A 25480-nucleotide genomic window follows, 5' to 3' on the forward strand; every position below is an offset into this window, starting at 1 on the left:
AAACAGACCTGTCAGCGACTGGGTTATTCTACAACAAGTTGCTCATTGTCCAAAGAGAGAACTATCTGCTGTGAATGATTCAATTCATCCACTACACTCTGCAGACTGTTCTCGCTGTTCCATTCATAATAGAAACGAAGCTGCTTGGCTTCCTGGTTCTGGAACACAATCTTCACTCCATAATACTCTGCCATTTCTCCGAGCATCGTTTCTAAGGAAACATTGTCGAAAGTCTTATGCACAATTTCCTTCTTGACATCAGATGACGTAGCTTTATCACTGACAGCAGCAGTATTTGGACAGGATACTACTTTTACCTGAGACGTATCCCCTGCCGATGTTTCTTCTACCTGACGATGCGAACTGAATGTATGAATGGCAGCAAAGGCGATGCAAGACAGCAAACATACACCTATAAAGGAAGCAGCGAGTTTGCGCCAATCAAAACGGGACTTCACTACCGGATGCTGTTCAGCAAACAATTGCCATTCCTTATCTACATCCAAATCTTTCTCTGTCGCTTCTTTATCAAAAGCCATACGCATCTCCATCATCGTGAGATAGGTCTGGCGAGACTTCTCATCTTGGAGAATCTCTTTCATCTGAGACTCAGAATAATGCTCTGGGTGCTCAATCATGTCGATTACTTGTGTTAACTTATCCATTGTTCTTGGGATTAAAATGTTCTTTTATTCGTTTGATACCTTGAGCAAGATGCTTATAGACGGCAGCCTCACTGATACCTAACTCTTCTGAGATTTCATGATAAGTGAGTTTCTGGCGATAATGCATATTGACCACGCGCCGGGTTTGGAGCGTCAATTCTTCATCTACAAAACGAAGCATCTGATCTGCCTTGCTCATCTCATGGTCTATCTCGCGAATGATTCGGTTTTCATCATGCACGATATCTACCGTATGGTCCACTTTAAGACCAGCCTTGACCTTTTCGTGAAGGGTCATCTTTCTGAGATAATTCAAACATCGGTTTCGAGTAAGAACGAGAAAGTAACCTTCCGTACTTTTAGGTGGAAGCCGAAGCTTTCCACTGAGCAAATCTGCAAAAATATCGCTCACCACATCCCTTGCGGTCTCTTCATCGCCTAGAATCATCCTCGAAACGAGAAACATCTTTGAATAATGCTGGCGAAAAAGTTGTTCTATCTTTTCCATTTCTATTTTTATCTGTATTGTTTATCCCAAGAACACATCAAAGTACAAAATTCCCAACCCATGAAGAAGAAAAAATATAAAAAAGTTAGCGCATAACAGTAGACCACCGCATGCACATCACCTGTCATGCAAGCGCATATCAGCTGATATGCAAGCGCACAACAGCTGTTGTGCGACCAGAGATACTAGCTTTTCCAAAAACTTTAGCTGTCTTTTCCAACAATATATCAATAGCATACAAAAGAAAAAGAGGGTGCATCATAATCTTATGACACACCCTCCTTATTATATATGTGACTCTATTCTACTGATTAGTCCACGATAGGAGTATCTGCATAGTCGAGTACATTCTTTCTATTAGCTTGCATACGCTCGTACTCTTCCTTAGAGCCGACGATGAGCTTCTCCCACTGACGGAGACCAGTACCTGCAGGAATCAAGTGACCGCAGATTACATTCTCCTTCATACCCTCAAGGTAATCAACCTTACCACGGATAGCAGCCTCGTTCAAGACCTTAGTAGTTTCCTGGAAGGAAGCAGCACTCATGAAGCTCTTTGTACCAAGAGCAGCACGGGTGATACCCTGAAGAATCTGAGTAGAAGTAGCAGCAACTGCATCACGAACCTGTACAAGTTTCTTGTCACGACGCTTCAATGCAGAGTTCTCATCACGCAATCTGCGTGCTGTGATAATCTGACCTGGCTTAAGTTCGGTGCTGTCGCCGGCATCGGTAACAACCTTCTTACCCCAGATACGATCATTTTCCTCAGCGAAGTCGAGCTTGTCAACCAACTCCTGCTCCAGGAATGTTGTATCACCTGGATCGTCGATACGAACCTTACGCATCATCTGACGTACCACAACCTCGAAGTGCTTATCGTTGATAGCCACACCCTGGAGACGGTAAACGTCCTGAATCTGGTTAACGATATACTCCTGAACAGCAGTAGGACCCATGATGGCGAGGATATCGCCAGGAGTTACACTACCATCAGAAAGAGGAGTACCTGCACGTACAGCATCATGCTCCTGTACCAGGATCTGCTTAGAGAGAGAAACGAGATACTTCTTCTGATCACCAGTCTTAGATGTTACGATGATCTCACGGTTACCACGCTTTACCTTACCCATGGTTACCTCACCATCGATTTCTGATACGACAGCAGGGTTAGATGGGTTACGAGCCTCGAGAAGCTCGGTAACACGTGGAAGACCACCGGTGATATCACCAGCACCACCAACCGCACGAGGAATCTTAACCAACACCTCACCGGTCTTGATAGTCTGACCATCCTCAACAATGAGGTGACCACCTACAGGGAAGTTGTATGTACCAACTACCTCACCATTAGCATCGATAACATCACAAGAAGGAACCATCGCCTTATTCTTTGAATCAGTGATGATCTTCTCCTCCAAACCAGTGGTCTCATCGACCTCGGCACGGTAGGTCTGATCCTTCTGAACGTCATTGAACTTCAATGTACCGGCATACTGGCTGACGATAACGGCGTTGAATGGGTCCCAACGGGCAATCACAGTATCCTTTTCAACAACTTCACCTTCCTTATGATACAGAGAAGAACCGTAAGGAACATTCAATGTAGCAAGGATGATGTTTGTATTTGGATCAACGAAACGGATTTCGGCCAAGTGGCTTACTACCTTCTCGCACTTGATATCATTTCCTTCCTCATCTTCCTCGATGAAAGGAACAGTGCTCAATTCATCAAACTCGATACGAGACTTGTTCTTCGCAGCAATCTTAGCATTGGCAGCAGCGTTAGACGCAATACCACCGGCGTGGAATGTACGGAGAGTAAGCTGAGTACCAGGCTCACCAATAGCCTGAGCTGCGATGACACCGACAGCCTCACCAAGCTGAACCATGCGGGCTGTAGCCAAGTTACGACCGTAACACTTCATGCAGACACCCTTCTTGCTCTCACAGGTAAGTACGGAACGAATCTCAACGCTCTCGATAGGAGACTCATCGATTGCCTTAGCCTTTGGCTCTGTAATTTCCTCACCTGCCTTGACTATCAACTCACCTGTAGTTGGGTGGATAATGTCATGAACTGATACACGACCCAGGATACGCTCATAGAGTGAAGAAATAATCTCATCACCATTCTTCAATGCTGTACATACCAGACCGCGCAATGTACCACAATCCTCCTCAGTAATGATGACGTCATGAGAAACGTCAACAAGACGACGAGTCAGGTAACCAGCATCGGCAGTCTTCATAGCGGTATCCGCAAGACCCTTACGGGCACCATGAGAAGCGATAAAGTACTCCAACACTGACATACCCTCCTTAAAGTTAGAAAGGATAGGGTTCTCAATGATCTGCGCACCCTCTGCACCAGCCTTCTGAGGCTTAGCCATCAAACCACGCATACCTGACAACTGCTTAATCTGATCCTTAGAACCACGGGCTCCGGAATCAAGCATCATGTATACTGCGTTGAATCCCTGGTCAGCTTCAGTCATCTCCTTCATCAAGATGTTACCCAAATCGGTATTTACGTGAGTCCATGCATCGATAACCTGGTTGTAACGCTCCTTGTTGGTGATGAAACCCATGTTATAGTTGTTGGTGATTTCCTCAACCTCCTTGCGACCACGCTCAACGATAGCCTCCTTCTCTGGTGGGATAATGATATCACCAAGGTTAAATGACAAACCTGCAACGTATGCCATACGATAACCCAAGTTCTTGATACCATCGAGGAATTCACATGCCTCAGCCATACCTACGGCCTTGATTACACTAGAAATCAAGCCACGGAGAGTCTTCTTGGAAATGACATCGTTGAAGAATCCTACCTCATCAGGGATGATACCATTCACGATAACACGACCTACAGAAGTCTCAACCATACGCTTCTGAATCTTACCGTCAACCAAGTCGTCAACGACAACCTTTACCAAAGCGTGGAGATCACAACGCCCCTCGTTACGGGCAATCAAAGCCTCCTCAGGACCGTAGAATGTCAATCCCTCGCCCTTTGCACCTGGACGAATCTTTGTAATATAGTAGAGACCAAGCACCATATCCTGAGAAGGAACGGTGATAGGTGCACCATTAGCAGGGTTCAGAATGTTATGGCTCTGGAGCATCAGAATCTGAGTCTCCAAGATAGCCTCATTGCTCAATGGAAGGTGAACAGCCATCTGGTCACCATCGAAGTCGGCGTTGAACGCTGTACATGCCAATGGGTGCAACTGGATAGCCTTACCCTCAATCATCTTAGGCTGGAAAGCCTGAATACCGAGACGGTGAAGTGTAGGGGCACGGTTCAACATAACCGGATGACCCTTCATCACGTTCTCGAGGATATCCCAGATAACAGGCTCGCGACGGTCAACAATCTTCTTGGCACTCTTAACAGTCTTGACAATACCACGCTCAATCAACTTGCGGATGATAAATGGTTTGTAAAGCTCAGCAGCCATCAACTTAGGAAGACCACACTCACCCATCTTCAACTCAGGACCTACAACGATTACCGAACGAGCAGAGTAGTCAACACGCTTACCCAACAAGTTCTGACGGAAACGACCCTGCTTACCCTTCAAAGAGTCAGAGAGAGACTTCAATGGACGATTGCTCTCACTCTTGACAGCAGAACTCTTGCGAGAGTTGTCGAACAAGCTGTCAACAGCCTCCTGCAACATACGCTTCTCGTTTCGGAGAATCACTTCAGGAGCCTTGATTTCAACCAATCTCTTCAAACGGTTGTTACGGATGATAACACGACGATAGAGGTCGTTCAAGTCTGATGTAGCGAAACGACCACCGTCCAGCGGTACCAATGGGCGAAGCTCTGGAGGAGTAACAGGAATAATCTTCATGATCATCCATTCAGGCTTGTTAATACCCTTGCTGGCACGGAAACCCTCTACTACCTGAAGACGCTTCAAAGCCTCAGTCTTACGCTGCTGGCTAGAATCGTTGTTAGCTCGGTCACGAAGTTCGTATGACAGATTGTCGAGGTCTACATCCTGAAGAAGCTCATAGATAGCCTCTGCACCCATCTTGGCAATGAACTTGTTAGGATCTGAATCATCCAAACGATCATTTTCCTCGCTGATCTGGTTGTCGATAATGTCGATATACTCATCTTCTGTCAGGAGATCGAGCTTATGAGAACCGTTTACTTCCAATCCATCAGCATCTGTCTTACCTTCCATCACACCAGGCTGGATAACTACATACTTCTCGTAGTAGATAACAGCATCAAGTTTCTTGGTTGGCATACCGAGGAGGTAACCAATCTTGTTAGGAAGAGAACGGAAATACCAGATGTGAGCTACAGGAACAACGAGTTCGATGTGACCAGAACGCTCACGACGAACCTTCTTCTCAGTAACCTCTACACCGCATCGGTCGCAGACGATTCCCTTGTAGCGGATGCGCTTGTACTTACCGCAGGCGCACTCATAGTCCTTGGTAGGACCAAAAATGCGCTCGCAGAAGAGACCATCACGCTCCGGCTTGTATGTTCGATAATTAATGGTTTCAGGCTTAGTAACCTCACCATACGAATTTTCCAGGATCTCCTCAGGGGAAGCGAGACCGATGGTAATCTTCGTAAAATTATTCTTTACCTTTGTATCTTTTTTGAAAGCCATGTTTCTATATCTTAATTAGGGGTTCTCAAAATTAATCCAGCTTGATGCTCAAGCCAAGGCCGCGAAGCTCATGGAGCAATACGTTGAGTGACTCTGGAATGCCAGGTGTTGGCATTGGATCACCCTTCACGATTGCCTCGTATGCCTTGCTACGTCCTACAACGTCATCTGACTTGATAGTCAGAATCTCCTGCAATACGTGGCTGGCACCGAATGCCTCGATGGCCCAAACCTCCATCTCTCCGAATCGCTGACCACCAAACTGTGCCTTACCACCAAGTGGCTGCTGAGTAATCAGAGAGTAAGGACCGATGGAACGTGCGTGCATCTTATCCTCAACCATGTGACCCAACTTCAAGAAGTAAGTCATACCAACTGTAGCTGGCTGGTCGAACTGCTCACCTGTCTCACCATCATAGAGGTAAGTAGAACAGAAGCGAGGCAAACCAGCCTTATCTGTCCATTCAGAAAGGTCTTCCAGCTTAGCACCGTCAAAGATAGGAGTAGCGAACTTAACACCCAACTTCTTACCTGCAGCACCGAGGATACACTCAAAGATCTGACCAAGGTTCATTCGAGAAGGCACACCCAAAGGGTTCAATACCATATCAACAGGACGACCGTCTGCCATGAATGGCATATCCTCAAGACGAACTACCTTAGAAACGATACCCTTATTACCGTGACGACCAGCAAGCTTATCACCTACCTGAATCTTACGCTTCTTAGCGATGTAAACCTTAGCCATCTGAAGAATTCCTGATGGAAGCTCATCACCGATAGTAATAGCGAACTTGCGACGCTTCAACTCAGCATCAAGCTGCTTGTACTTGCGGATATAGTTCATGATCAAACGCTGGATCAAACCATTGGTATGGTCATCATCTGTCCAACCATTAGACTGAACACCATCATACTCCAGGTTCTTCAAGGCAGTAGCAGTGAACTTGCTACCCTTGGTAATGATTTCAGCACCTGTATAATCCTTGACGCCCTCAGAAGTCTTTCCCTCTGTCAGAGTGAGCAACTTATCAACGAGGATATCCTTCAAGTCGTCTCCCTTTGCCTCGTACTCCTCATCAATCTTTGCAAGTATAATCTTATCCTGCTTCTTGGATTCACGAGTCTTCACTGCACGTGAGAACAACTTCTTGTCAATAACAACACCACTCAAAGATGGATTAGCCTTCAATGAAGAATCCTTCACATCACCAGCCTTGTCACCGAAGATAGCACGGAGCAACTTCTCTTCTGGTGAAGGATCGCTCTCACCCTTAGGTGAAATCTTACCAATCATGATATCGCCTGGTTCAATTCTAGCACCTACGCGAACGATACCATTATCATCGAGGTCCTTTGTAGCTTCTTCGCTTACGTTTGGAATATCGGAAGTAAATTCCTCTACACCACGCTTAGTCTCACGAACATCAAGAGAATACTCGTCTACGTGAACAGAAGTCAACACGTCATCGCGAACCATGCGCTCAGAGATAACGACGGCATCCTCATAGTTATAACCCTTCCAAGGGATATAAGCAACGAGCAAGTTACGACCCAAAGCCAACTCACCATTTTCAGTAGCATAACCCTCAGTCAGGATATCGCCAGCCTTCACACGTTGACCCTTATTGCAGATAGGACGCAAGTCGATGGTCATATTCTGGTTGGTACGACGGAACTTAGGAATACGATACTCCTTCAAAGCAGGCTCGAAGCTTACGAACTCATCATCCTCTGTACGATCGTAAAGAATACGGATGGTTGTAGCATCTACATATTCGATAACACCCTCGCCTTCTGCAGTAACCATAGTACGTGAATCTTCACAAACCTGCTTCTCAAGACCAGTACCTACGATAGGTGCATCATTGTGAAGCAATGGAACAGCCTGGCGCATCATGTTACATCCCATCAACGCACGGTGACCGTCATCATGCTCCAAGAATGGAATCAAACCTGCTGATACAGAAGCAATCTGCTGAGGTGACACGTCAACATAATCAACGTCTGCAGGAGGAACAACAGGGTAATCAGCATCCTGACGGCACTTAACAACGTCACGGATAAATTCACCTTCTTCTGTCAAAGGAGCATTACCCTGACCAATAATCTTAGCCTCTTCATCCTCAGCGGTCAAGAATACGACATCAGCATTATCCATGTCAACCTTGCTGTCGTTAACCTTACGGTAAGGAGTAACGATAAAGCCAAGGTCATTGATCTTTGCATACATACAGAGAGAAGAAATCAAACCGATGTTTGGACCTTCAGGACTCTCAATAGGACAAAGACGACCATAGTGAGTATAGTGTACGTCACGAACCTCGAAACCTGCACGCTCACGAGACAAACCACCAGGACCGAGGGCAGAAAGACGACGCTTGTGAGTTACCTCAGCCAATGGGTTGGTCTGGTCCATGAACTGAGACAATGGGTTTGTACCGAAGAATGAGTTGATAACACTAGAGATGGTCTTGGCATTGATCAAATCTGTTGGTGTAAACACCTCATTGTCACGAACGTTCATACGCTCACGGATTGTACGGCTCATACGTGCCAAACCGATAGAGAACTGGTTAGCCAACTGCTCGCCAACGGTACGAACACGACGGTTAGACAAGTGGTCGATATCATCAACTGTAGCACTTGAGTTGATGAGCTGAATCAAATATTTGATAATCTCGATGATATCGTCCTTAGTCAAAACGCGGACATCCATATCTGTATCGAGACCCAACTTCTTATTAATACGGTAGCGACCTACCTCACCCAAATCATAACGCTTGTCTGAGAAGAACAAGTTCTGGAATACTTCGCGTGCACTGGCATCATCAGCAGGATCAGCATTACGCAACTGACGATAAATGTAGTTGACAGCCTCTTTTTCAGAGTTACTTGGGTCCTTTGCCAATGTATTGAAGATGATGGTAAACTTGTTAGCAGCCTCTTCATTCTTGTGAAGAAGAACAGTAGAAGCACCACTCTCAACAATCTCCTCGATGTTATCGACAGTCAACTCGGTTTCACGTTCCATGATAACCTCGTTACGTTCGATAGATACAACTTCACCAGTATCCTCATCAACGAAGTCCTCATACCAACTCTTCAGGACACGTGCAGCAAGCTTGCGACCGATAGCAGCCTTCATATTCTTCTTGTTAACCTTAACCTCCTCAGCAAGGTCGAAAATCTGGAGAATATCCTTATCCTGCTCATAGCCGATAGCACGAAGCAAGGTAGTAACAGGCAACTTCTTCTTACGGTCGATGTAAGCATACATCACATTATTGATGTCAGTAGCAAACTCAATCCAGCTACCCTTGAAAGGAATGATACGGGCAGAATAGAGAAGAGTGCCATTTGCATGAACACCCTGTCCAAAGAACACACCAGGTGAACGGTGCAACTGAGAAACAACAACACGCTCAGCACCATTGATGACGAATGTACCGTTAGAAGTCATGTAAGGGATAGTACCCAAGAATACATCTTGAATGAAAGTACCGAAATCCTCATGGTCAGGATCAGTACAATACAGTTTCATCTTAGCCTTCAAAGGTACGCTATATGTAAGACCGCGCTCCAAGCACTCATCGATAGAATAACGAGGAGGGTCAATATAGTAATCCAAGAACTCAAGAACGAAATTATTACGAGTATCGGTGATAGGGAAATTCTCAGAGAACACCTTATACAAACCGTCATTCTTGCGTTCCTCAGGCGGAGTATCCAACTGTAAGAAGTCCTTAAAAGACTTTAACTGCACATCGAGAAAATCCGGATATGGGTACGGATTATGGACGCTGGCAAAATTTACTCTGTTATCAACAATTTTTGTAGCCATTAGAAGTTATTAAATGGGGTTTTATTAACATGATAATAAAAGACACAAAAAGGTTAGGACTCGCCTACTAGGAGAATCCTAACCATTATGTAAGAGATGTAATTAATCTAATTACTTGAGCTCTACCTTAGCACCAGCCTCTTCGATAGCCTTCTTAAGGTTCTCAGCCTCGTCCTTAGATACACCCTCCTTGATTGTAGAAGGAGCACCGTCTACGAGATCCTTAGCCTCTTTCAAACCGAGACCACAAGCCTCCTTAACAGCCTTTACTACCTGGAGCTTAGCGCCACCAACTTCAGCGAGAACTACGTCGAATGAAGACTTCTCCTCAGCTGCAGCTGCACCACCAGCAGCAGGACCAGCAGCTACAGCTACAGCTGCAGCAGCAGGCTCAATTCCATACTCGTCCTTGAGGACTGTTGCCAACTCATTAACTTCCTTAACAGTAAGATTTACTAACTCTTCTGCAATAGCTTTGATATCTGCCATTTTATTCTAAATTTTTATTTGTTTATACTATTAAAATTGATAACATTGTGATTGATTACTCAGGACGCTCGCCCAATGTCTTAAGCACACCGTGAATAGTGTTGCTTCCTGATTGAAGAGCAGAAACAACGTTCTTTGCTGGAGACTGGAGCAAAGCAACAATCTCTGCGATAACCTCGCTCTTGCTCTTGATTGCTGAAAGTTCTGCGAGCTTGTCTGCACCAACATAAAATCCTTCCTCTGCATAAGCAGCCTTCAATGCTGGGATGCCTTCCTTCTCGTATTCCTTCAACAACTTAGCTGGTACATTAGCTACGTTAGTGAACATAACTGCTGTAGTACCCTTCAAGCTGCCATAAAGCTCAGAGAAATCGATGTCTGATGCCTCAAATGCCTTGTGAAGCAAGGTATTCTTAACAACAACCATCTTAATCTCACTCTTGAAACACTTGCGACGAAGATTGCTTGTCTTCTCTGCATCCAATCCTGTAACATCTACAAGATAGAAGTGAGGGAATTCCTGAAGCAACTGTCCAAGTTTGGTGATGATAGTATCTTTAACTTCTTTCTTCATTTTACAAAACTTTTAGAGTTATTCAACTGATTTAGGATCAATCTTGATACCCTTACTCATAGTGCTAGAAATAAAGATACTCTTGATATATGTACCTTTAGCAGCAGCAGGCTTCAACTTGATAACTGTATTGATGAACTCCTTAGCATTTCCGTAGATCTGCTCTGAGGTCATACTAACCTTACCGATTGAAGTGTGGATAATACCAGCCTTATCAACCTTAAAGTCAATCTTACCTTGCTTAACTTCCTTAACTGCCTTAGCAACATCCATAGTTACAGTGCCACTCTTAGGGTTTGGCATCAATCCACGAGGACCGAGAACACGACCCAAAGGACCAATCTTACCCATGCAAGATGGCATTGTGATGATGACATCAATATCTGTCCAACCACCCTTAATCTTCTCAACATATTCGTCGAGACCTACGTAGTCAGCGCCTGCTTCCTTAGCAGCAGCTTCCTGATCAGGAGTACAGAGAGCGAGCACGCGAGTAACCTTACCGGTACCGTTTGGCAATGAAACAACGCCACGAACCATCTGGTTAGCCTTACGTGGGTCAACACCTAAACGTACATCAATATCAAGAGATGCATCAAACTTGGTTGTGGTAATTTCCTTAACCAACTCTGCAGCCTCTTTCAAAGTGTACATCTTCCCTGCTTCAACCTTATCAGCTACTGATTTTTGATTTTTTGTCAGTTTACTCATTTTTCTAATTGAAGTTTTAAATTATTTACCAGGGAAGTCTCCCTTTACAGTAATACCCATACTTCTTGCAGTACCAGCGATGAGCTTCATAGCTGACTCTACAGTAAAGCAGTTCAAGTCCTTCATCTTATCCTCAGCGATTACCTTTACCTGATCCCAAGTAAGAGAAGCAACCTTCTGACGATTAGGCTGAGCAGAACCACTCTTGATCTTTGCAGCCTCTTTCAACTGTACAGCAGCAGGAGGAGTCTTGATAACGAAATCGAACGACTTGTCAGTGTAGTATGTAATAACAACTGGCAATACCTTACCTGCTTTGTCCTGGGTACGGGCGTTGAACTCCTTGCAGAATCCCATGATATTAATACCTTTAGAACCCAGAGCAGGTCCTACTGGAGGTGAAGGATTTGCAGCGCCACCTTTAATCTGTAATTTGATTAATCCAGCAACTTCTTTAGCCATTTTCTTGTTAATATTTAAAATTGAAACTTATAAAAGGATCTAAAATTCTCGTAACAGAATCCTATTCCTTTTCTACTTGCATAAAACCTAATTCCAACGGAGTTTTACGTCCGAAGATCTTAACCGTTACCTTCAGCTTATGTTTCTCCAAGTTAACCTCTTCGATAACACCGCTGAATCCACTGAATGGACCTTCCATTACCTTAACAGTATCATTAACGAGATAAGGACAATCTAGATTCTCCTCAAATTCAGTCTCTTCTGCTGCTCCCAACATTCGATTTATATCTCTCTGTGGGACAGGTGTAGGCTCATCCAATCCTCCAAGGAAACCTAGAACATTAGGCATGAAACGCAGTGTATGCGCAACATCACCCTTCAGTTTAGCCTCCACAAAAACATAACCTGGAAGAGATACTTTTTCTTTAACTACTCTCTTACCATTACGCACAGCCGCATGCTTCTCAACTGGTATAAGCACCTGAGAAACATTTGCTGCAAGTAAGTCATTGTGCTTCATCTCAGCTTCGATGTATTCTTTCACCTTAGCCTCTTTACCGCTTACGGCCTTGAGCACATACCATTTATTTCCTGCGTCTGCCATTTCCTTTAAAAATTAACCTGGATAAACAACACCCATAAAGGCTTTGAATATAGAGTCCATCGCGAACACCACCAATGCAATGACTAGGGAAGCAGATAATACAACCATTGCACTATGAGTAAGTTCGGCACGTGATGGCCAAGTAGTCTTATGCGCAAGTTCATCGTAACATGCCTTGCAATAATTTACTATTTTATTCATATTATCTTCTATTTTGCACGGGTTGAAGGGCTCGAACCCTCGACACCTGGTTTTGGAGACCAGTGCTCTACCAACTGAGCTAAACCCGTAAGTTGACTTCCGCCTCCGCAGAAGCGGAAGTCATATATAGTAAGTCTAGATAATTCTAAAATTACTGAATATCGTCGAGGAGTGCTGTAATCTGACCAGAACCTACTGTACGACCACCCTCACGGATAGCGAAACGAAGACCCTCGTTCAAAGCAACCTTGTAGATCAACACTACCTCAATCTCTACGTTATCACCAGGCATTACCATCTCAACTCCCTCTGGAAGCTTGATTTCACCTGTACAGTCCATAGTACGGAGATAGAACTGAGGACGATACTTGTTACCGAATGGAGTATGACGTCCACCCTCTTCCTTCTTCAATACATAGATAGAAGCCTTGAAGTGATCGTGAGGAGTAATAGCACCTGGATGTACAACAACCATACCACGCTTAACTTCTGCCTTGTCAATACCACGGAGAAGCAAACCTACGTTATCACCTGCCTCACCCTCAGCGAGTACCTTACGGAACATCTCAACACCAGTGATAACAGACTTCTTATCCTCACCAAGACCGAGCAACTGAACTTCGTCACCTACCTTACAACGACCAGTCTCGATACGACCAGTAGCAACAGTACCACGACCTGTGATTGAGAATACGTCCTCGATAGGCATCAAGAATGGCTTGTCAACCTCACGCTCAGGCTCCTGAATCCACTCATCAACTACGTCCATCAAGTTCTCAACAGACTTAACCCACTTCTCTACACCGTTCAAAGCACCGAGAGCAGAACCGCGTACGATTGGAGTATCCTCCTCATAACCGTACTGTTCGAGGATCTCATGAAGCTCCATCTCAACGAGCTCAAGCATCTCCTCATCGTCAACCATATCACACTTGTTCAAGAAAACAACCAAGCGAGGAACGTTTACCTGACGTGCAAGAAGTACGTGCTCACGTGTCTGTGGCATAGGACCATCAGTAGCAGCACAAACCAAGATAGCACCATCCATCTGAGCAGCACCAGTAACCATGTTCTTTACATAGTCAGCGTGTCCAGGACAGTCAACGTGCGCATAGTGACGCTTTGCAGTCTCATACTCGATGTGAGCAGAGTTGATAGTGATACCACGCTCTTTCTCCTCAGGAGCATTATCAATCTGATCGAATGACTTAACTTCCTCAGTTGTACCGAGCTTCTCATTCAATACCTTAGAGATAGCAGCGGTCAGAGTAGTCTTACCATGGTCAACATGACCAATTGTACCAATGTTAACATGCGGTTTGGTACGCACGAATTCTTCTTTAGCCATAGCTTTTCTTTTTATTTATATAAATGAATAATCTGTTCCTCTACCATCCTAAAGCATCTAGAACGATAGAGCTGTAACTGAGAGTTGAACTCAGGACCTCTTCCTTACCAAGGAAGTGCTCTACCACTGAGCTATTACAGCAAGTTAATAAATTGAGCGGAAAACGGGGCTCAAACCCGCGACCCCCAGCTTGGAAGGCTAGTGCTCTATCAACTGAGCTATTTCCGCTTATCAAAGAAAGTGGGTAGTGATGGATTCGAACCACCGAAGGCATAGCCAGCAGATTTACAGTCTGCCCCATTTGGCCACTCTGGTAACTACCCATAAACTTTCCTTTCGAGCCTCTTGTCGGATTCGAACCAACGACCCCGAGATTACAAATCACGTGCTCTGGCCAACTGAGCTAAAGAGGCAATCTTTACAGCCGCAATACGGCTAAGTTTTCGACCTATCGGAAAACGGCTGCAAAGATACAACTATTTTTTGAATCCACAAAATTTTTTCGTGTTTTTTTTATCGATTCCTTGTTTTTTCTTTAAATTTGGTCAATTGAACCTTCATAGAATCCACTGCCTGGTCAACTCCCTCCTCAAAAGTATCGCATGTCTTCTCCACAAACAAATGGGTTCCTGGGACTGCAACATCGAGATGGACTTCCTTGTTAAGGGCAGTAGCAGGTTTTACGACCTTTAATTGCACCTCTACTTTCTGTATATCTTCATAAGTTTTCTCCAACTTGGCGATTTTCTTCTCGATAAACGCCTGTAACTTCTCAGTAGCGTCGAAATGAATCGACTGAATCTTAATTTCCATAGTGACCTCCAATTTTAAAAGGTTATGCCCTTGGATGGGCTTCATTATAAACTCGCTTTAACTGTTCGAACGTTGTATGCGTATAAATCTCCGTAGTAGAGAGCTTGGCATGTCCCAACAGTTTTTTCAAACTTTCAATACCAACATGATGATTCAACATTGCCGTAGCAAACGTATGCCTCAAGACATGTGGGCTTTTCTTTTTCAACGAGCAGACCCTCGAGAGGTTTTCCTTCACAATAGAGCGAACATTTGCAGTACTCATCCTCATCCCCTTTCTAGAAAGAAACAAAGCATCCGACTTTCGCTCCAAGCTAAGATTCCTTAGCCTTATATATCCTTGTAAAGTTTCACAAAGCTCGTCACCAAACGGAATGACACGCTGCTTATTTCCCTTTCCCGTGACCTTCAACTCTTTATTCAGAAAGTTGACATCCTCATCATTCAAACCAACCAGTTCCGAGACTCGCATCCCAGTTTCATAGAACGTTATAATTAAGGTACGCGCACGTACACTATTATAATCAGTCCCCCACTGTTGCTTATCCAGCAAATCCTCCAACTCACTCTCTTTCAAGAATTGCGGCAGAGGTTTTTCTTTTTTCGGCCCTTGGACTTGATAAACAGGATCACTTCCCACATAATGCCTCGACAAGGCAAAACGATAAAAAGTCTTCAAAGCACTCAACCTTCTACAGACTGAAGTAGCCTTATTTCCCTCGTCAATCATCTGAGCCATCCAGTTACGGACGAGATCAGCATCAACGGTTTCCCAAGAGAAGGAATCAGACAAGTCCCTAGCAAACTTCTCGAAGTGTTTCAAATCATCCCGATAGCTTTCTACTGTCCTTTGCGACCTATTCAGTTCGCACTCTAAGTATTCTAAGAACTTGCCAATATTCAGCATAAGGTTGCTCATTCTGTTATTCGGCAACGAAGTTACGAAAATTAATTCAAACTACCAAATTTTTTGAGGATTTTTTACTATTATTCCTCGTTTGCGCGCAACTGCTGTACGTAAATGGCGTGTTCCATCTTGAGACGCTTCAAAACAGATGGCTTGTCGTACTGCTGACGAGCACGCAACTCCTTAACAACACCTGTCTTTTCAAACTTTCTCTTAAACTTCTTGAGAGCTCTCTCGATGTTCTCACCGTCCTTAACTGGTACAATAATCATTTTTTTGCTTTTAATTTATAATGTTAAACTTATATTATTTCTTGCGTAATGGGCATGATGCCACAATTTGCGGGTGCAAAATTACATCTTATTTTTCAGATAACCAAGAATTTAGACGTTTTTTTTGTTTTAACGCCTTCATTTTATGGTTTTTGTGGCATTTTCCAGCCATTTTTTCTCCTCTTCATCAAGATAAGGAGCCAATTCTGCATACACCTTAGCATGATATTCATTGAGCCAAGCCAGCTCTTCCGGCATGAGCATTGTCAAATCAATTGGTGCTGTATCTATTGGACAAAGGGTTAGAGGTTCTATCTGTAAGAACTTACCGAATTCCGTTTTCATATAATCGGAAAGCAAGACTGTGTTTTCGATACGTACTCCAAACTTTCCCGCCAGATAGAGTCCTGGTTCATCCGTCAAAGTCATGCCGGCACGTAATGGAGTCGGCATATACTCCATTCGGATTTGGTGAGGTCCTTCATGCACGCTCAGATAGGATCCAACACCGTGACCTGTACCATGCAGGAAATTGAATCCTTCTCTCCACATGCACTCTCGTCCCAAAGCATCGAGTTGAGTACCGGAAGCGCCATCAGGGAATTTAGCCAATTCCAACTGTATATGAGCCTTCAGTACCAACGTATAGATGTGTTTCATTTCCTCGGTAATCGGCCCCAGAGCAATGGTACGGGTAATATCAGTAGTGCCATCCTGATATTGTGCACCAGAATCAAGGAGCAGCAATCCCTCCGGCTTCAAAGGAATATCAGTTTCTGGCGTTGCCTCATAATGAACGATAGCTCCATGAGCCTGATATCCGGCAATTGTGTCAAATGAGATATCACGGAACAATTTCTGTTCTGCACGCAAAGCAGTCAACTTCTTATCGATTGAGATTTCGGTTTCCCCTCCAGCCTCAACAGCCGGAAGCAGCCATTTGAGGAATTTCACCATCGCCACACCGTCTTTCAACATCGCACTACGATATCCGGCAATCTCGGCCTCATTCTTCACAGCCTTCATTGCCGGTATTGGGGAAGAAGCTTGAACTATCTCCTGACATCTTACTGCTTTCCAAAGATAATAGCTGGTTTCGTTACCATCCAGGAGAATATTATATTCAGAATAAGCCTTCAGCCCCTCTTCCACCTTATTATATTTATATATAGAGACACCGTTGGATTCCAGATATGCACGTATCTCGGAGCTGACTTTAGCTTCATCAACAAAAAGTGACACCTTGTCCGAAGCTATCAGGAGATAGCTGACAAACACAGGGACGCAATGCACGTCAGTACCACGCAGATTCAGAGTCCAGGCGATATCATCCAGGGCAGAAACCAACATGCCATCAGCATGCTGAGCTCTTAAAGCCTGTCTGATACGCTTAATCTTAGAAGAAACATCCTCACCAGCAAATTCCATTGGCTGAATTTCTACAGGTTTCAAAGGAATGGAAGGACGATCTTTCCAAATTTCCTCCAACGGATCAAAATTGGTACGAACCGTGATGCCACCTGCTTTACGCAAATCAGCAATCAATCCAGAAGTTGAGGAATAGGAATTAACCCATCCGTCCAAACCCACTTCTGGAGAGTCTACATCCTGCAGCTCCTTCCCCAGCCATTCTGCAATCGAAAGAGTTCCCGGAATTTTCAATTTCATCAACTGAAACTCAGTACCTTTCAACTGTTCCTCAGCAGCAAGAAAATAGCGGGAGTCTGTCCACAACGCAGCAGAATGCATGGTCACGACCGCTGTTCCTGCAGAACCATCAAAGCCTGATATCCAAGCCCTACCCATCCAATGGTCAGCAACATACTCACTTTGATGAGCATCAGTACTAGGAAAAATGAACGCAGCAAGATGCTCACGCTTCATAACCTCCCTTAAACTTTCCAATCTTTGATTAATCATATTCATCGGCACACATTATTATAATTATGCATTTCGTTTATTACTACCATTCCTCTCTGGAAAGAGAAGAAAATATAGTATTTTGCTAATTAGAGATTACAAAGATACGAATTTTAAGAATTAATCACAAATTTAAGCGGAAATAAATGCACGTTTTACATTACTTTTTAGTAATTTTGCGGTCGGAAAGCCAAAAGAGCGAGATTTACGGTCTTTTTATCTGATGACAATCCAGCAAAACAAAAGTTGCAACACATTGCAACTCAGTAAGCAAGAAATTTATAAACATCTTAAATAAAATATTGTAGTTATGGAATTTTTAACAAATGACAAGCTCGTTATCGTCGGTGCAGGCGGTATGATTGGTTCAAACATGGTTCAGAGCGCTTTGATGCTCGGTCTTACTCCTAATATTTGTCTCTACGACATCTTCGAGCCGGGTGTTCACGGTGTATTCGATGAGATTCAGCAGTGCGCATTCCCTGGTGTTAACGTTACTTATACAGTAAATCCAGAGGAAGCTTTCACTGGTGCTAAGTACATCATCTCTTCTGGTGGTGCTCCTCGTAAGGAGGGTATGACTCGTGAGGACCTTCTCAAGGGTAACTGCAAGATCGCTGCTGAGTTCGGTGACAATATCAAGAAGTACTGCCCAGAGGTTGAGCATGTAGTTGTTATCTTCAACCCAGCTGACGTTACAGCTTTGACAGCTCTTATCCACTCTGGTTTGAAGCCAAATCAGTTGACTTCACTCGCAGCTCTCGACTCTACTCGTTTGCAGCAGGCTTTGGCTCTCGAGTTCGGTGTACAGCAGGATAAGGTTACTGGTGCTCACACTTATGGTGGTCACGGCGAGCAGATGGCAGTATTTGCTTCTCAGGTTAAGGTTGACGGCAAGCCATTGGCAGAGATGGGTCTTTCTGACGAGCGTTGGGAGGAGATCAAGCACCACACAGTACAGGGTGGTTCTAACATCATCAAGCTCCGTGGCCGTTCTTCATTCCAGAGCCCAGCTTACAACGCAGTTAAGATGATCCAGGCTGCTATGGGTGGTGAGAAGTTCACATTGCCAGCAGGTTGCTATGTAAACTGCGACAAGTGCGGTTTCAAGAACGTAATGATGGCTATGCCTACTACTATCGACAAGACTGGTGTTCACTTCACAGAGCCTACAGGTACTGAGGAAGAGCTCGCTAGCCTCCAGAAGTCTTACGAGCACCTTTGCAAGATGCGCGATGAGATCGTAGAGCTTGGCATCGTACCTCCAGTAGCTGAGTGGAAAGAGATGAACCCTAACTTGTAATTCTCCACTTCGGATTTTTAGAAGTTAACCCGATAAGGGCTGAATCGTGAAAATGCTTCATGATTCAGCCTTTTTTGATTTCCATTTTTCCTGCCTTCAGCAACTTTATCCGCAAATACGCCATAAAGTTACACTTTTCAGTAAATCAGGTTATACGACTTTGGCATTATTTTTGTAATTTTGCAAACAGAAATAACAAATAAAAAAGGATAATAGAAAATTATGGAATTGATAAAGAACAAATCATTCGGAGGCGAGCGCCCTCTCTTCGGTGCTCACGATGTGCGTTTAGAAGATATTACGATTACAGATGGCGAATCGGGCATCAAGTGCTGCCAAAACATAGAATGCCACCATTCCAAGTTTTATGGCAAATACCCTTGGTGGCATGTGGATGGTTCCCTCATCACAGGCTGCTACTTCGCCCCAGAGAGCCGTTCCGCCATCTGGTATAGTGATAATATGGTGATGAAAGACTGCACCATCGATGGACCTAAGTTCTTCCGCGAAATGAAGAACCTGGAATTGGAGAACGTCAACATCACGGATGCAGACGAGACTTTCTGGAAGGTAGATGGACTGAAACTGAAGAACGTAAAGCTCCACGACGGCACCTATCCATTCATGTTTTCCAAGAACATCTATGTAGATGGACTGGAGAGCGATTCCAAGTATGTATTCCAATACTGCAGGAATGTGGAGATTCACAACGCAAAGATTACAACCAAGGACAGTTTCTGGGAATGCGAGAATGTAACCGTCTATGATTCGGAACTGAATGGTGAGTATCTGGCCTGGCACAGCAAGAACATCAAGTTCGTACGTTGCCACATCAGCGGCGAGCAGCCTCTCTGCTACATGGACCATGTAACTCTGGAGGATTGCACCTTTGATAAGGAATGCGACCGTGCCTTCGAGGATTGCACCAACATCGATGCACAGATTAAGGGAAGTATCACCAATATCAAGAACCCTATCTCCGGAAGAATCGAGGCAGACGAAGTGGGAAGCGTAACATATACAGAGTTTGCCAAAGCGCCAAAGGGTGCATGTAAAATCACAGATAAATCGAAATAGTTTAAGAGGTAATTACAGAAATGACAACAATCAAGTAAATTACTTATTGTTCCCATAACTAATTATTCTTACACTTAACTGAAATCTCCGTTCATAGACACTGAACGGCCGTTCAAAAGCTTTGAATGTACGTTCAATGTCTTTGAACGGAGATTCAAAGTCTATGAACGAAGATTTCGATTAGGAGAAAAAGAGAATCATCCTATATAAATAAGAGATTTATCCTATATAGATAGAAGAAACAACATAGATAGAAAACAAATATGAAATACAATTTTGATGAAATCATCGAACGTCGTGGAACCAACTCATACAAATGGGATCTGGTGAAGGAAGACGGCGTTATTCCGATGTGGGTAGCAGATATGGACTTCCAGACTGCTCCCTGCATCATCGAAGCTCTGCAGAAGCGCGTAGCTCACGGCATCTTCGGCTATACCCTCGTACCTGATTCTTATTACGAGGCTATCATCAGCTGGTTCTCCCGCCGCCACCAGTGGAAGATAGAGAAAGACTGGATTCTCTATACTTCAGGCGTTGTACCAGCCATTTCTTGCTGTCTGAAAGCCATCTGCATGCCTGGCGAAAAGGTATTGGTACAGACACCTGTCTACAACTGCTTCTTCTCCTGCATTACAAACAGCGGCTGCGAAGTAGTAGAAAACGAACTGAAACGTGTGGGCAACTGCACTTATGAGATTGATTTCGAAGACTTCGAGCGCAAATGTGCCGACGAGAAGACCACAGCCTTCATCCTCTGCAATCCTCACAATCCAGCCGGAAGAGTGTGGAAGAAAGAGGAACTGGAGCGAATGAACGACATCTGTCTCAAACATGGGGTAAAAGTCATCGCAGATGAAATTCATTGCGAACTCATCATGCCTGGCAATCAATACACTCCGTTTGCCAGCATCAGCGAGGCTTGCCGTGACAACTGCGTGGTATTGAACTCTCCATCAAAGTCATTCAATATTGCAGGACTTCAGATAGCCAACATTATCAGTCCGGATGCAACATTGCGCCGCCGCATCAACCGTGCCATCAACATCAACGAGGTTTGTGACGTAAACCCATTCGGCGTTATCGCTCTCCAGGCAGCTTACAATGAGGGAGAAGAATGGTTGGATGAATTGAACCAATATCTCTACGAGAACTATCAGGCAGTAAAGGAATTCTTCAATACCGAATTGCCACAAGTTCGCGTTACCCGCCTTGAAGGCACCTACCTGGTATGGCTCGATATCCTGCCATTCGAACTGTCAAGCGACGAGGCTTATGAGAAGCTGATGAATGATGGCAAGGTATTCGTCAACAGTGGAACTATGTATGGCAGAAAGGCTGGTCAGGGCTACCTGCGCCTCAACATCGCCTGTCCTCGCAAGACCCTGATGCAGGGTTTGATTCGCATCGCACGAGTTCTCAGCCAGTATATGGATGAAGAGGATTTGAGCGGATGCCCTGCATAAAAAAGAGCGGATGCCCTGCATAAAAGAGCGAAGAAAGAGAAAAGAATACTAAATACAATGTTTAAAACAAGATAATATGGAAAATGAAGTTTTGAAAGCCATCAAGGAGAGAAGAAGTATTCGTCGTTTCAAGGCAGACCAGATTACCGACGAAGAGTTGAAGACTGTATTGGAGGCCGGCACATGGGCAGCAACAGGTCATGGAACCCAGGAGCCTTTCATCATTGCCGTTCAGAATCCTGAGATTTGCGCACAGCTTCGCAAGATGAACGCAGACATCATGGGTGTAGAGAGTGATCCATACTACGGAGCGCCAACCATCGTCATCGTCCTGGCTCCAGAAAGTAATGTGAACGGAGTAAAAGACGGCAGCCTCATCTTGGGCAATATGATGCTTGCAGCCCACTCCATCGGCCTTGCATCTTGCTGGATTAACCGTGAAGACGGTATGTTCGCATCAGAAGAAGGCAAGAAGTTGATGAAGGACTGGAATCTGCCAGAGGGATTAATGGGCGTCGGAGCCCTGGCATTGGGTTACGCATCTGCACATCCTCATACCGTAAAGCCTCGCAAGGAGGATTACTACCGCATCATCAAATAAAAAAAAGCAAAAAGAACAATGCAAGCATGGAAGGAAACAAATAGAATTCTATGCCAAACATCAAAAAAAAGGTCTCAGGATTTCAAAAACCATGAGACCTTTTATTTATATATAAGATTCTATATATTATATAATGTAACTAAAGTTTCCCACCCCAAAATAATGGGGTAAAAATAACTGTTTCTCAATAAAAAGTTGTATCTTTGTAATCGCTAAAGAAAAAAAACAACGATTTAAAGAGTAACTGTTATGGATGCAAAATTAAGACTCATGGGATGAATCATGTGGAATAGGGAATGCTGATAAAGCCGAAAATCATGTCTTATATTGCCAAATTGTCCATTGGGGCGATATGGCGAAAGTAGTATTCCAGTCAGCCAGCGTCCACTTCCAAATCTTCAGTTTTGCGCCTATCAGTGACTGCACCCCGCATTTCAGGCTTGCATTGAATGCGAATGTCGGATCACCTTTTGCCGGCACCGTGATGGAAGCATCGGCATCAAGTCCTAACCGCGGGCCGACAGCGATTTCCGGACCGGCGAAACCGTAGATCATCGCATCGCAAGAGACATAGAAGCCTATGCCTGTTCTCAAGTTCACGTTGCCCTTGATGACATCCATGGAAAACTTGTTCTCTATCTGCCTGTATTCACCATAGGCCTTCCATGAGCCCTCATAGAGGACACCGGCCTTGAGTTTATTCTCAAACCTATACGACAGGCCGGTGCTGAGGCTGCCTGTCAGCGTACCGTCAACCTTGAAAATGACACCAGGACTGAAAGTGATGCTCACGGGGACAATGCCAGCCATGAAGACCGCGGTATAGCCGGGAAAACTTATCAGCCGCTTGGTGAACTTGTCTTTTGGCAATGTAAGGCTCTTGCCAACATTCAAGTTCATTTCGGGCTTGAAAGCGAGTCCGCCATAGACACCGGCATCAAATTTCTTTAACGTTATGCCTTTCTTAAACGAGAAGCCGGTCTTTAATTGCAGCTTGGCGTTGACCTTTGCCTTAACGGGAACTTTCAGTCCGATGCTCGCATCCGCTTTTGAATCCAACTTGATGTTTGCTTTCAGCGTGACATCCTTATTGACAATAGCCCAGTCGATGTCAGACTTGTCCAGATCCTCGGCCGTTGCATAAGCATAGCCGTCCGTCCCGGAGGCCCGGGTGAACTGGCTGCGTGCAAGTGCCATGTCTTCCGTCACCTGCACGTCCTCTCCAGCGCCACCATTGTCGGTATAGAGGATAACTGCCGGATGGATGGTGTCTCCCTCCATATATCGGGCGGACATGTCTTCAACGGCATTGGTGCCACCGGCGCGCGTCCAGGCTTTTGCGGCTTGATGGTTGACATGGATTTTTGTATCGAAATTTATCTCCGCATCCTCCGGCAGTACGTCTGCCAACGAAGCGCTCTTGTCAACAGTGAGCACATAGCGGCCGTTATCCAGCATTTCAGATGTGACGCGCCGGATGTAAGGAAGGCTGTTCACTTTTTGCCATACCGCCATTGGTCTGCCAGAGAAGCGGGTGATGCCCATCTTGTCGGCCAATGCCTTGCTGACAGCAATCCGTGTGGTGTCGGCATTTAGGATAATGACATCATCGGATGCCGTGAAGTGGTGGTAGGTCAGTGAGATAGCGGATGAGTCAGCCGTCTCAGCCCCGCTGCCTCCCGGGGATGCTGCGTCGTCTGAGCAACCTGTTACAAAGAAGGCAGGGATTATCAGCATGATAGCTAGCCAATGAAAGCAATTGGCTTGCCTTAGTGCCGGAATAAGTTTGAATAAGGTCTTGTTCATCATGCCAGTGTTAAATTATTTTATCTTGAAGTTAAACGTCTTGCCATATTCGCGAAGAATGGACAGACGGAGCGTCTTTTCAGAAAGGTCGTAGAGGGCTGACCATTGGGTCTGCGACGTGAGTTCCTCGGTCGGAGGCTGTGAGACGGCCTGAAGCAGCGGCATGGCATCGGCCGCTTTCAGTACATAGTTGTTGGCACGCAGGGTGTTTCTCAGTGTATCATAACGCACCTTGCCGTGTTTTGATCCCCAGCCGTCGGTAGTGCCAACCATCGTCGGCGAGACATAGAAATTGGTGACACAGCGCAGGGTGTCGTTCCCTTTCAGCACCTCCATTACTCTCGGTGTGGTCTCGCCTTTGGAACGGGTATATTCCACAATGGCATAGTCGCCAGTGGCATCGGCCATGAAGTAGTGGTAGTTGCCGCGTCCGCTGCCGCGCATGTCCATATCGTAACTGCCCAGGAGCTGTATTGCCTCATTCACGGTTGAGGCCTTGTCGAGCAACATTCTTATAGCTGTCGTCGTACCAATGCGCGGCTTGCCTGTCTGCTGGTTGGTCTGGTTCTCGTTAAGTGACAGCACACCGATGGCAAAGCCGTCCTCATTGATGCCGTCGAGGGCGGCATAAGGCAGTCCCATCAAGAGTGAGAGATCAGTTGTTCCATCGGTATAGAACCCCTTGCCATAGCCTAAGTTCATGCCATCGACCATCGAAATGGACCGTTTCCCGCCAGCCGGTGCCGTATGCACTAAGATGGCCGCTATTGACTTGTAGCTCTTTCCGTCGGCAGTGGAATGACGGTAGTCGTAGTTGCGTCCCATCATGAAGTTGCCGCTTTGACGCTCAGGTGCAGCGAAGGCGCTACAGCCTGTGCCAAGAGAGACCTTTGCCTGACTTTTAGGAATACTGTCATAGAGCAGGTAGGCGATGTAGCTGAAGAGCTGGTCGGTTTGTGTGTAACCGGCCTTCAGTACGTCATCCAGTCTGTAATCGGCCGTATAGTCGATTTCGTACAGTCGGCCGGTCCCGTCAACATCCCTCATGGCATGCAGCATTGCCAGTTTGCCGTCGTCTTTGATGTAGGCTGCTGGATTGTGTGTGATGACGGTCGGAGCATCGTTGTCATCATTGCCGCACGAAGCTGTAAGGATTGCAACAATCACGCACGCTACTGACAACAAGTTGCGTGTGAGAATAGTGTTGGAGCATCTTTTCTTTAGCATTTGTTTCTTTGTCATATTTGTCATATTTGTGATATTTGT

21 protein-coding genes and 5 tRNA genes are annotated in these 25480 nt (G+C 45.1%); 4 read left to right on the forward strand and 22 right to left on the reverse strand.

The window, feature by feature from the left end; translation table 11 throughout:
- Nucleotides 1–23: 23 nt before the first annotated feature.
- The 20 genes from ACTQ16_RS06885 to ACTQ16_RS06980 all read right to left on the reverse strand — a co-directional run bounded on the left by ACTQ16_RS06885 (nucleotide 24) and on the right by ACTQ16_RS06980 (nucleotide 17967).
- Complete coding sequence (locus tag ACTQ16_RS06885) at nucleotides 24–665, reverse strand: DUF4974 domain-containing protein (RefSeq protein ID WP_441936735.1); 642 nt, start codon at nucleotides 663–665, stop codon at nucleotides 24–26.
- The gene (locus tag ACTQ16_RS06890; protein ID WP_441936736.1) at nucleotides 658–1173 is read right to left on the reverse strand and encodes a sigma-70 family RNA polymerase sigma factor; all 516 of its coding nucleotides are present in this window, start codon (nucleotides 1171–1173) and stop codon (nucleotides 658–660) included. Before ACTQ16_RS06890 ends, ACTQ16_RS06885 begins: the two co-directional genes overlap by 8 nt.
- 311 nt (nucleotides 1174–1484) lie before the next feature.
- On the reverse strand, nucleotides 1485–5816 hold the full coding sequence (rpoC, locus tag ACTQ16_RS06895) for a DNA-directed RNA polymerase subunit beta' (protein ID WP_294969760.1): 4332 nt from the start codon (nucleotides 5814–5816) through the stop codon (nucleotides 1485–1487).
- A gap of 31 nt (nucleotides 5817–5847) precedes the next feature.
- Nucleotides 5848–9660 (reverse strand): DNA-directed RNA polymerase subunit beta, encoded by a 3813-nt coding sequence (rpoB, locus tag ACTQ16_RS06900; RefSeq protein ID WP_294969762.1) that lies wholly within the window; start codon nucleotides 9658–9660, stop codon nucleotides 5848–5850.
- A 111-nt stretch (nucleotides 9661–9771) separates the two neighbouring features.
- Nucleotides 9772–10149, reverse strand: a complete 378-nt coding sequence (rplL, locus tag ACTQ16_RS06905) for a 50S ribosomal protein L7/L12 (RefSeq protein ID WP_089543935.1) — start codon at nucleotides 10147–10149, stop codon at nucleotides 9772–9774.
- A gap of 55 nt (nucleotides 10150–10204) precedes the next feature.
- Nucleotides 10205–10723, reverse strand: coding sequence for a 50S ribosomal protein L10 (rplJ, locus tag ACTQ16_RS06910; RefSeq protein ID WP_294969765.1), 519 nt, complete (start codon nucleotides 10721–10723; stop codon nucleotides 10205–10207).
- Nucleotides 10724–10741: 18 nt separating this feature from the next.
- A complete protein-coding gene (rplA, locus tag ACTQ16_RS06915) occupies nucleotides 10742–11434 on the reverse strand; it encodes a 50S ribosomal protein L1 (protein ID WP_294700320.1) in 693 nt (230 codons plus the stop codon).
- Between the two features lie 21 nt (nucleotides 11435–11455).
- The gene (rplK, locus tag ACTQ16_RS06920; protein ID WP_089543938.1) at nucleotides 11456–11896 is read right to left on the reverse strand and encodes a 50S ribosomal protein L11; all 441 of its coding nucleotides are present in this window, start codon (nucleotides 11894–11896) and stop codon (nucleotides 11456–11458) included.
- 61 nt (nucleotides 11897–11957) lie between these two features.
- Nucleotides 11958–12500 carry a transcription termination/antitermination protein NusG gene (nusG, locus tag ACTQ16_RS06925; RefSeq protein WP_153125275.1) on the reverse strand — a complete coding sequence of 181 codons (543 nt, stop codon included), beginning with the start codon at nucleotides 12498–12500 and terminating at the stop codon, nucleotides 11958–11960.
- A 12-nt stretch (nucleotides 12501–12512) separates the two neighbouring features.
- The gene (gene secE, locus ACTQ16_RS06930) at nucleotides 12513–12701 is read right to left on the reverse strand and encodes a preprotein translocase subunit SecE (protein ID WP_006848848.1); all 189 of its coding nucleotides are present in this window, start codon (nucleotides 12699–12701) and stop codon (nucleotides 12513–12515) included.
- Nucleotides 12702–12717: 16 nt separating this feature from the next.
- A tRNA-Trp gene (locus tag ACTQ16_RS06935) sits at nucleotides 12718–12790 on the reverse strand.
- Between the two features lie 62 nt (nucleotides 12791–12852).
- The gene (gene tuf, locus ACTQ16_RS06940; RefSeq protein WP_441933164.1) at nucleotides 12853–14049 is read right to left on the reverse strand and encodes an elongation factor Tu; all 1197 of its coding nucleotides are present in this window, start codon (nucleotides 14047–14049) and stop codon (nucleotides 12853–12855) included.
- Nucleotides 14050–14118: 69 nt separating this feature from the next.
- A tRNA-Thr gene (locus tag ACTQ16_RS06945) sits at nucleotides 14119–14190 on the reverse strand.
- Nucleotides 14191–14204: 14 nt separating this feature from the next.
- Nucleotides 14205–14277, reverse strand: a tRNA-Gly gene (locus ACTQ16_RS06950).
- Nucleotides 14278–14290: 13 nt separating this feature from the next.
- Nucleotides 14291–14372, reverse strand: a tRNA-Tyr gene (locus tag ACTQ16_RS06955).
- A 16-nt stretch (nucleotides 14373–14388) separates the two neighbouring features.
- A tRNA-Thr gene (locus ACTQ16_RS06960) sits at nucleotides 14389–14462 on the reverse strand.
- 100 nt (nucleotides 14463–14562) lie between these two features.
- The gene (hpf, locus tag ACTQ16_RS06965) at nucleotides 14563–14862 is read right to left on the reverse strand and encodes a ribosome hibernation-promoting factor, HPF/YfiA family (protein ID WP_217760866.1); all 300 of its coding nucleotides are present in this window, start codon (nucleotides 14860–14862) and stop codon (nucleotides 14563–14565) included.
- Between the two features lie 22 nt (nucleotides 14863–14884).
- Nucleotides 14885–15766 (reverse strand): tyrosine-type recombinase/integrase, encoded by an 882-nt coding sequence (locus ACTQ16_RS06970; protein ID WP_441936748.1) that lies wholly within the window; start codon nucleotides 15764–15766, stop codon nucleotides 14885–14887.
- An 83-nt stretch (nucleotides 15767–15849) separates the two neighbouring features.
- Complete coding sequence (gene rpsU / locus ACTQ16_RS06975) at nucleotides 15850–16041, reverse strand: 30S ribosomal protein S21 (protein ID WP_006848852.1); 192 nt, start codon at nucleotides 16039–16041, stop codon at nucleotides 15850–15852.
- Nucleotides 16042–16179: 138 nt separating this feature from the next.
- The gene (locus ACTQ16_RS06980) at nucleotides 16180–17967 is read right to left on the reverse strand and encodes an aminopeptidase P family protein (RefSeq protein WP_295348176.1); all 1788 of its coding nucleotides are present in this window, start codon (nucleotides 17965–17967) and stop codon (nucleotides 16180–16182) included.
- Between the two features lie 304 nt (nucleotides 17968–18271).
- Between ACTQ16_RS06980 and ACTQ16_RS06985 the strand changes: the two genes are divergently transcribed.
- The 4 genes from ACTQ16_RS06985 (at nucleotide 18272) to ACTQ16_RS07000 (ending at nucleotide 22408) form a co-directional block, all read left to right on the forward strand.
- A complete protein-coding gene (locus ACTQ16_RS06985) occupies nucleotides 18272–19264 on the forward strand; it encodes a malate dehydrogenase (RefSeq protein ID WP_441936737.1) in 993 nt (330 codons plus the stop codon).
- 222 nt (nucleotides 19265–19486) lie between these two features.
- Complete coding sequence (locus ACTQ16_RS06990; RefSeq protein ID WP_441936739.1) at nucleotides 19487–20341, forward strand: DUF3737 family protein; 855 nt, start codon at nucleotides 19487–19489, stop codon at nucleotides 20339–20341.
- 263 nt (nucleotides 20342–20604) lie between these two features.
- Nucleotides 20605–21807 carry a MalY/PatB family protein gene (locus tag ACTQ16_RS06995; protein ID WP_441936740.1) on the forward strand — a complete coding sequence of 401 codons (1203 nt, stop codon included), beginning with the start codon at nucleotides 20605–20607 and terminating at the stop codon, nucleotides 21805–21807.
- A 76-nt stretch (nucleotides 21808–21883) separates the two neighbouring features.
- Nucleotides 21884–22408, forward strand: a complete 525-nt coding sequence (locus ACTQ16_RS07000) for a nitroreductase family protein (RefSeq protein WP_218416625.1) — start codon at nucleotides 21884–21886, stop codon at nucleotides 22406–22408.
- Nucleotides 22409–22723: 315 nt separating this feature from the next.
- On the opposite strand, the gene ACTQ16_RS07005 is transcribed toward ACTQ16_RS07000, so the two are convergent.
- Nucleotides 22724–24217, reverse strand: a complete 1494-nt coding sequence (locus ACTQ16_RS07005) for a hypothetical protein (RefSeq protein WP_235389781.1) — start codon at nucleotides 24215–24217, stop codon at nucleotides 22724–22726.
- Nucleotides 24218–24229: 12 nt separating this feature from the next.
- Nucleotides 24230–25456 carry a carcinine hydrolase/isopenicillin-N N-acyltransferase family protein gene (locus ACTQ16_RS07010; RefSeq protein WP_295023654.1) on the reverse strand — a complete coding sequence of 409 codons (1227 nt, stop codon included), beginning with the start codon at nucleotides 25454–25456 and terminating at the stop codon, nucleotides 24230–24232.
- Nucleotides 25457–25480: the final 24 nt, after the last annotated feature.

The organism is Prevotella sp. LCP21S3_D2 (assembly GCF_052118345.1).
GTDB lineage: Bacteria > Bacteroidota > Bacteroidia > Bacteroidales > Bacteroidaceae > Prevotella.

What these genes read in the sequence shown, in the direction of transcription:
- ACTQ16_RS06885 (WP_441936735.1), bottom strand. Translation starts at nt 665, where the DNA reads ATGGATAAGTTAACACAAGTAATCGACATGATTGAGCACCCAGAGCAT.
- ACTQ16_RS06890 (WP_441936736.1), bottom strand. Translation starts at nt 1,173, where the DNA reads ATGGAAAAGATAGAACAACTTTTTCGCCAGCATTATTCAAAGATGTTT.
- rpoC (WP_294969760.1), bottom strand. Translation starts at nt 5,816, where the DNA reads ATGGCTTTCAAAAAAGATACAAAGGTAAAGAATAATTTTACGAAGATT.
- rpoB (WP_294969762.1), bottom strand. Translation starts at nt 9,660, where the DNA reads ATGGCTACAAAAATTGTTGATAACAGAGTAAATTTTGCCAGCGTCCAT.
- rplL (WP_089543935.1), bottom strand. Translation starts at nt 10,149, where the DNA reads ATGGCAGATATCAAAGCTATTGCAGAAGAGTTAGTAAATCTTACTGTT.
- rplJ (WP_294969765.1), bottom strand. Translation starts at nt 10,723, where the DNA reads ATGAAGAAAGAAGTTAAAGATACTATCATCACCAAACTTGGACAGTTG.
- rplA (WP_294700320.1), bottom strand. Translation starts at nt 11,434, where the DNA reads ATGAGTAAACTGACAAAAAATCAAAAATCAGTAGCTGATAAGGTTGAA.
- rplK (WP_089543938.1), bottom strand. Translation starts at nt 11,896, where the DNA reads ATGGCTAAAGAAGTTGCTGGATTAATCAAATTACAGATTAAAGGTGGC.
- nusG (WP_153125275.1), bottom strand. Translation starts at nt 12,500, where the DNA reads ATGGCAGACGCAGGAAATAAATGGTATGTGCTCAAGGCCGTAAGCGGT.
- secE (WP_006848848.1), bottom strand. Translation starts at nt 12,701, where the DNA reads ATGAATAAAATAGTAAATTATTGCAAGGCATGTTACGATGAACTTGCG.
- tuf (WP_441933164.1), bottom strand. Translation starts at nt 14,049, where the DNA reads ATGGCTAAAGAAGAATTCGTGCGTACCAAACCGCATGTTAACATTGGT.
- hpf (WP_217760866.1), bottom strand. Translation starts at nt 14,862, where the DNA reads ATGGAAATTAAGATTCAGTCGATTCATTTCGACGCTACTGAGAAGTTA.
- rpsU (WP_006848852.1), bottom strand. Translation starts at nt 16,041, where the DNA reads ATGATTATTGTACCAGTTAAGGACGGTGAGAACATCGAGAGAGCTCTC.
- ACTQ16_RS06980 (WP_295348176.1), bottom strand. Translation starts at nt 17,967, where the DNA reads ATGAATATGATTAATCAAAGATTGGAAAGTTTAAGGGAGGTTATGAAG.
- ACTQ16_RS06985 (WP_441936737.1), top strand. Translation starts at nt 18,272, where the DNA reads ATGGAATTTTTAACAAATGACAAGCTCGTTATCGTCGGTGCAGGCGGT.
- ACTQ16_RS06990 (WP_441936739.1), top strand. Translation starts at nt 19,487, where the DNA reads ATGGAATTGATAAAGAACAAATCATTCGGAGGCGAGCGCCCTCTCTTC.
- ACTQ16_RS06995 (WP_441936740.1), top strand. Translation starts at nt 20,605, where the DNA reads ATGAAATACAATTTTGATGAAATCATCGAACGTCGTGGAACCAACTCA.
- ACTQ16_RS07000 (WP_218416625.1), top strand. Translation starts at nt 21,884, where the DNA reads ATGGAAAATGAAGTTTTGAAAGCCATCAAGGAGAGAAGAAGTATTCGT.
- ACTQ16_RS07005 (WP_235389781.1), bottom strand. Translation starts at nt 24,217, where the DNA reads ATGATGAACAAGACCTTATTCAAACTTATTCCGGCACTAAGGCAAGCC.
- ACTQ16_RS07010 (WP_295023654.1), bottom strand. Translation starts at nt 25,456, where the DNA reads ATGACAAAGAAACAAATGCTAAAGAAAAGATGCTCCAACACTATTCTC.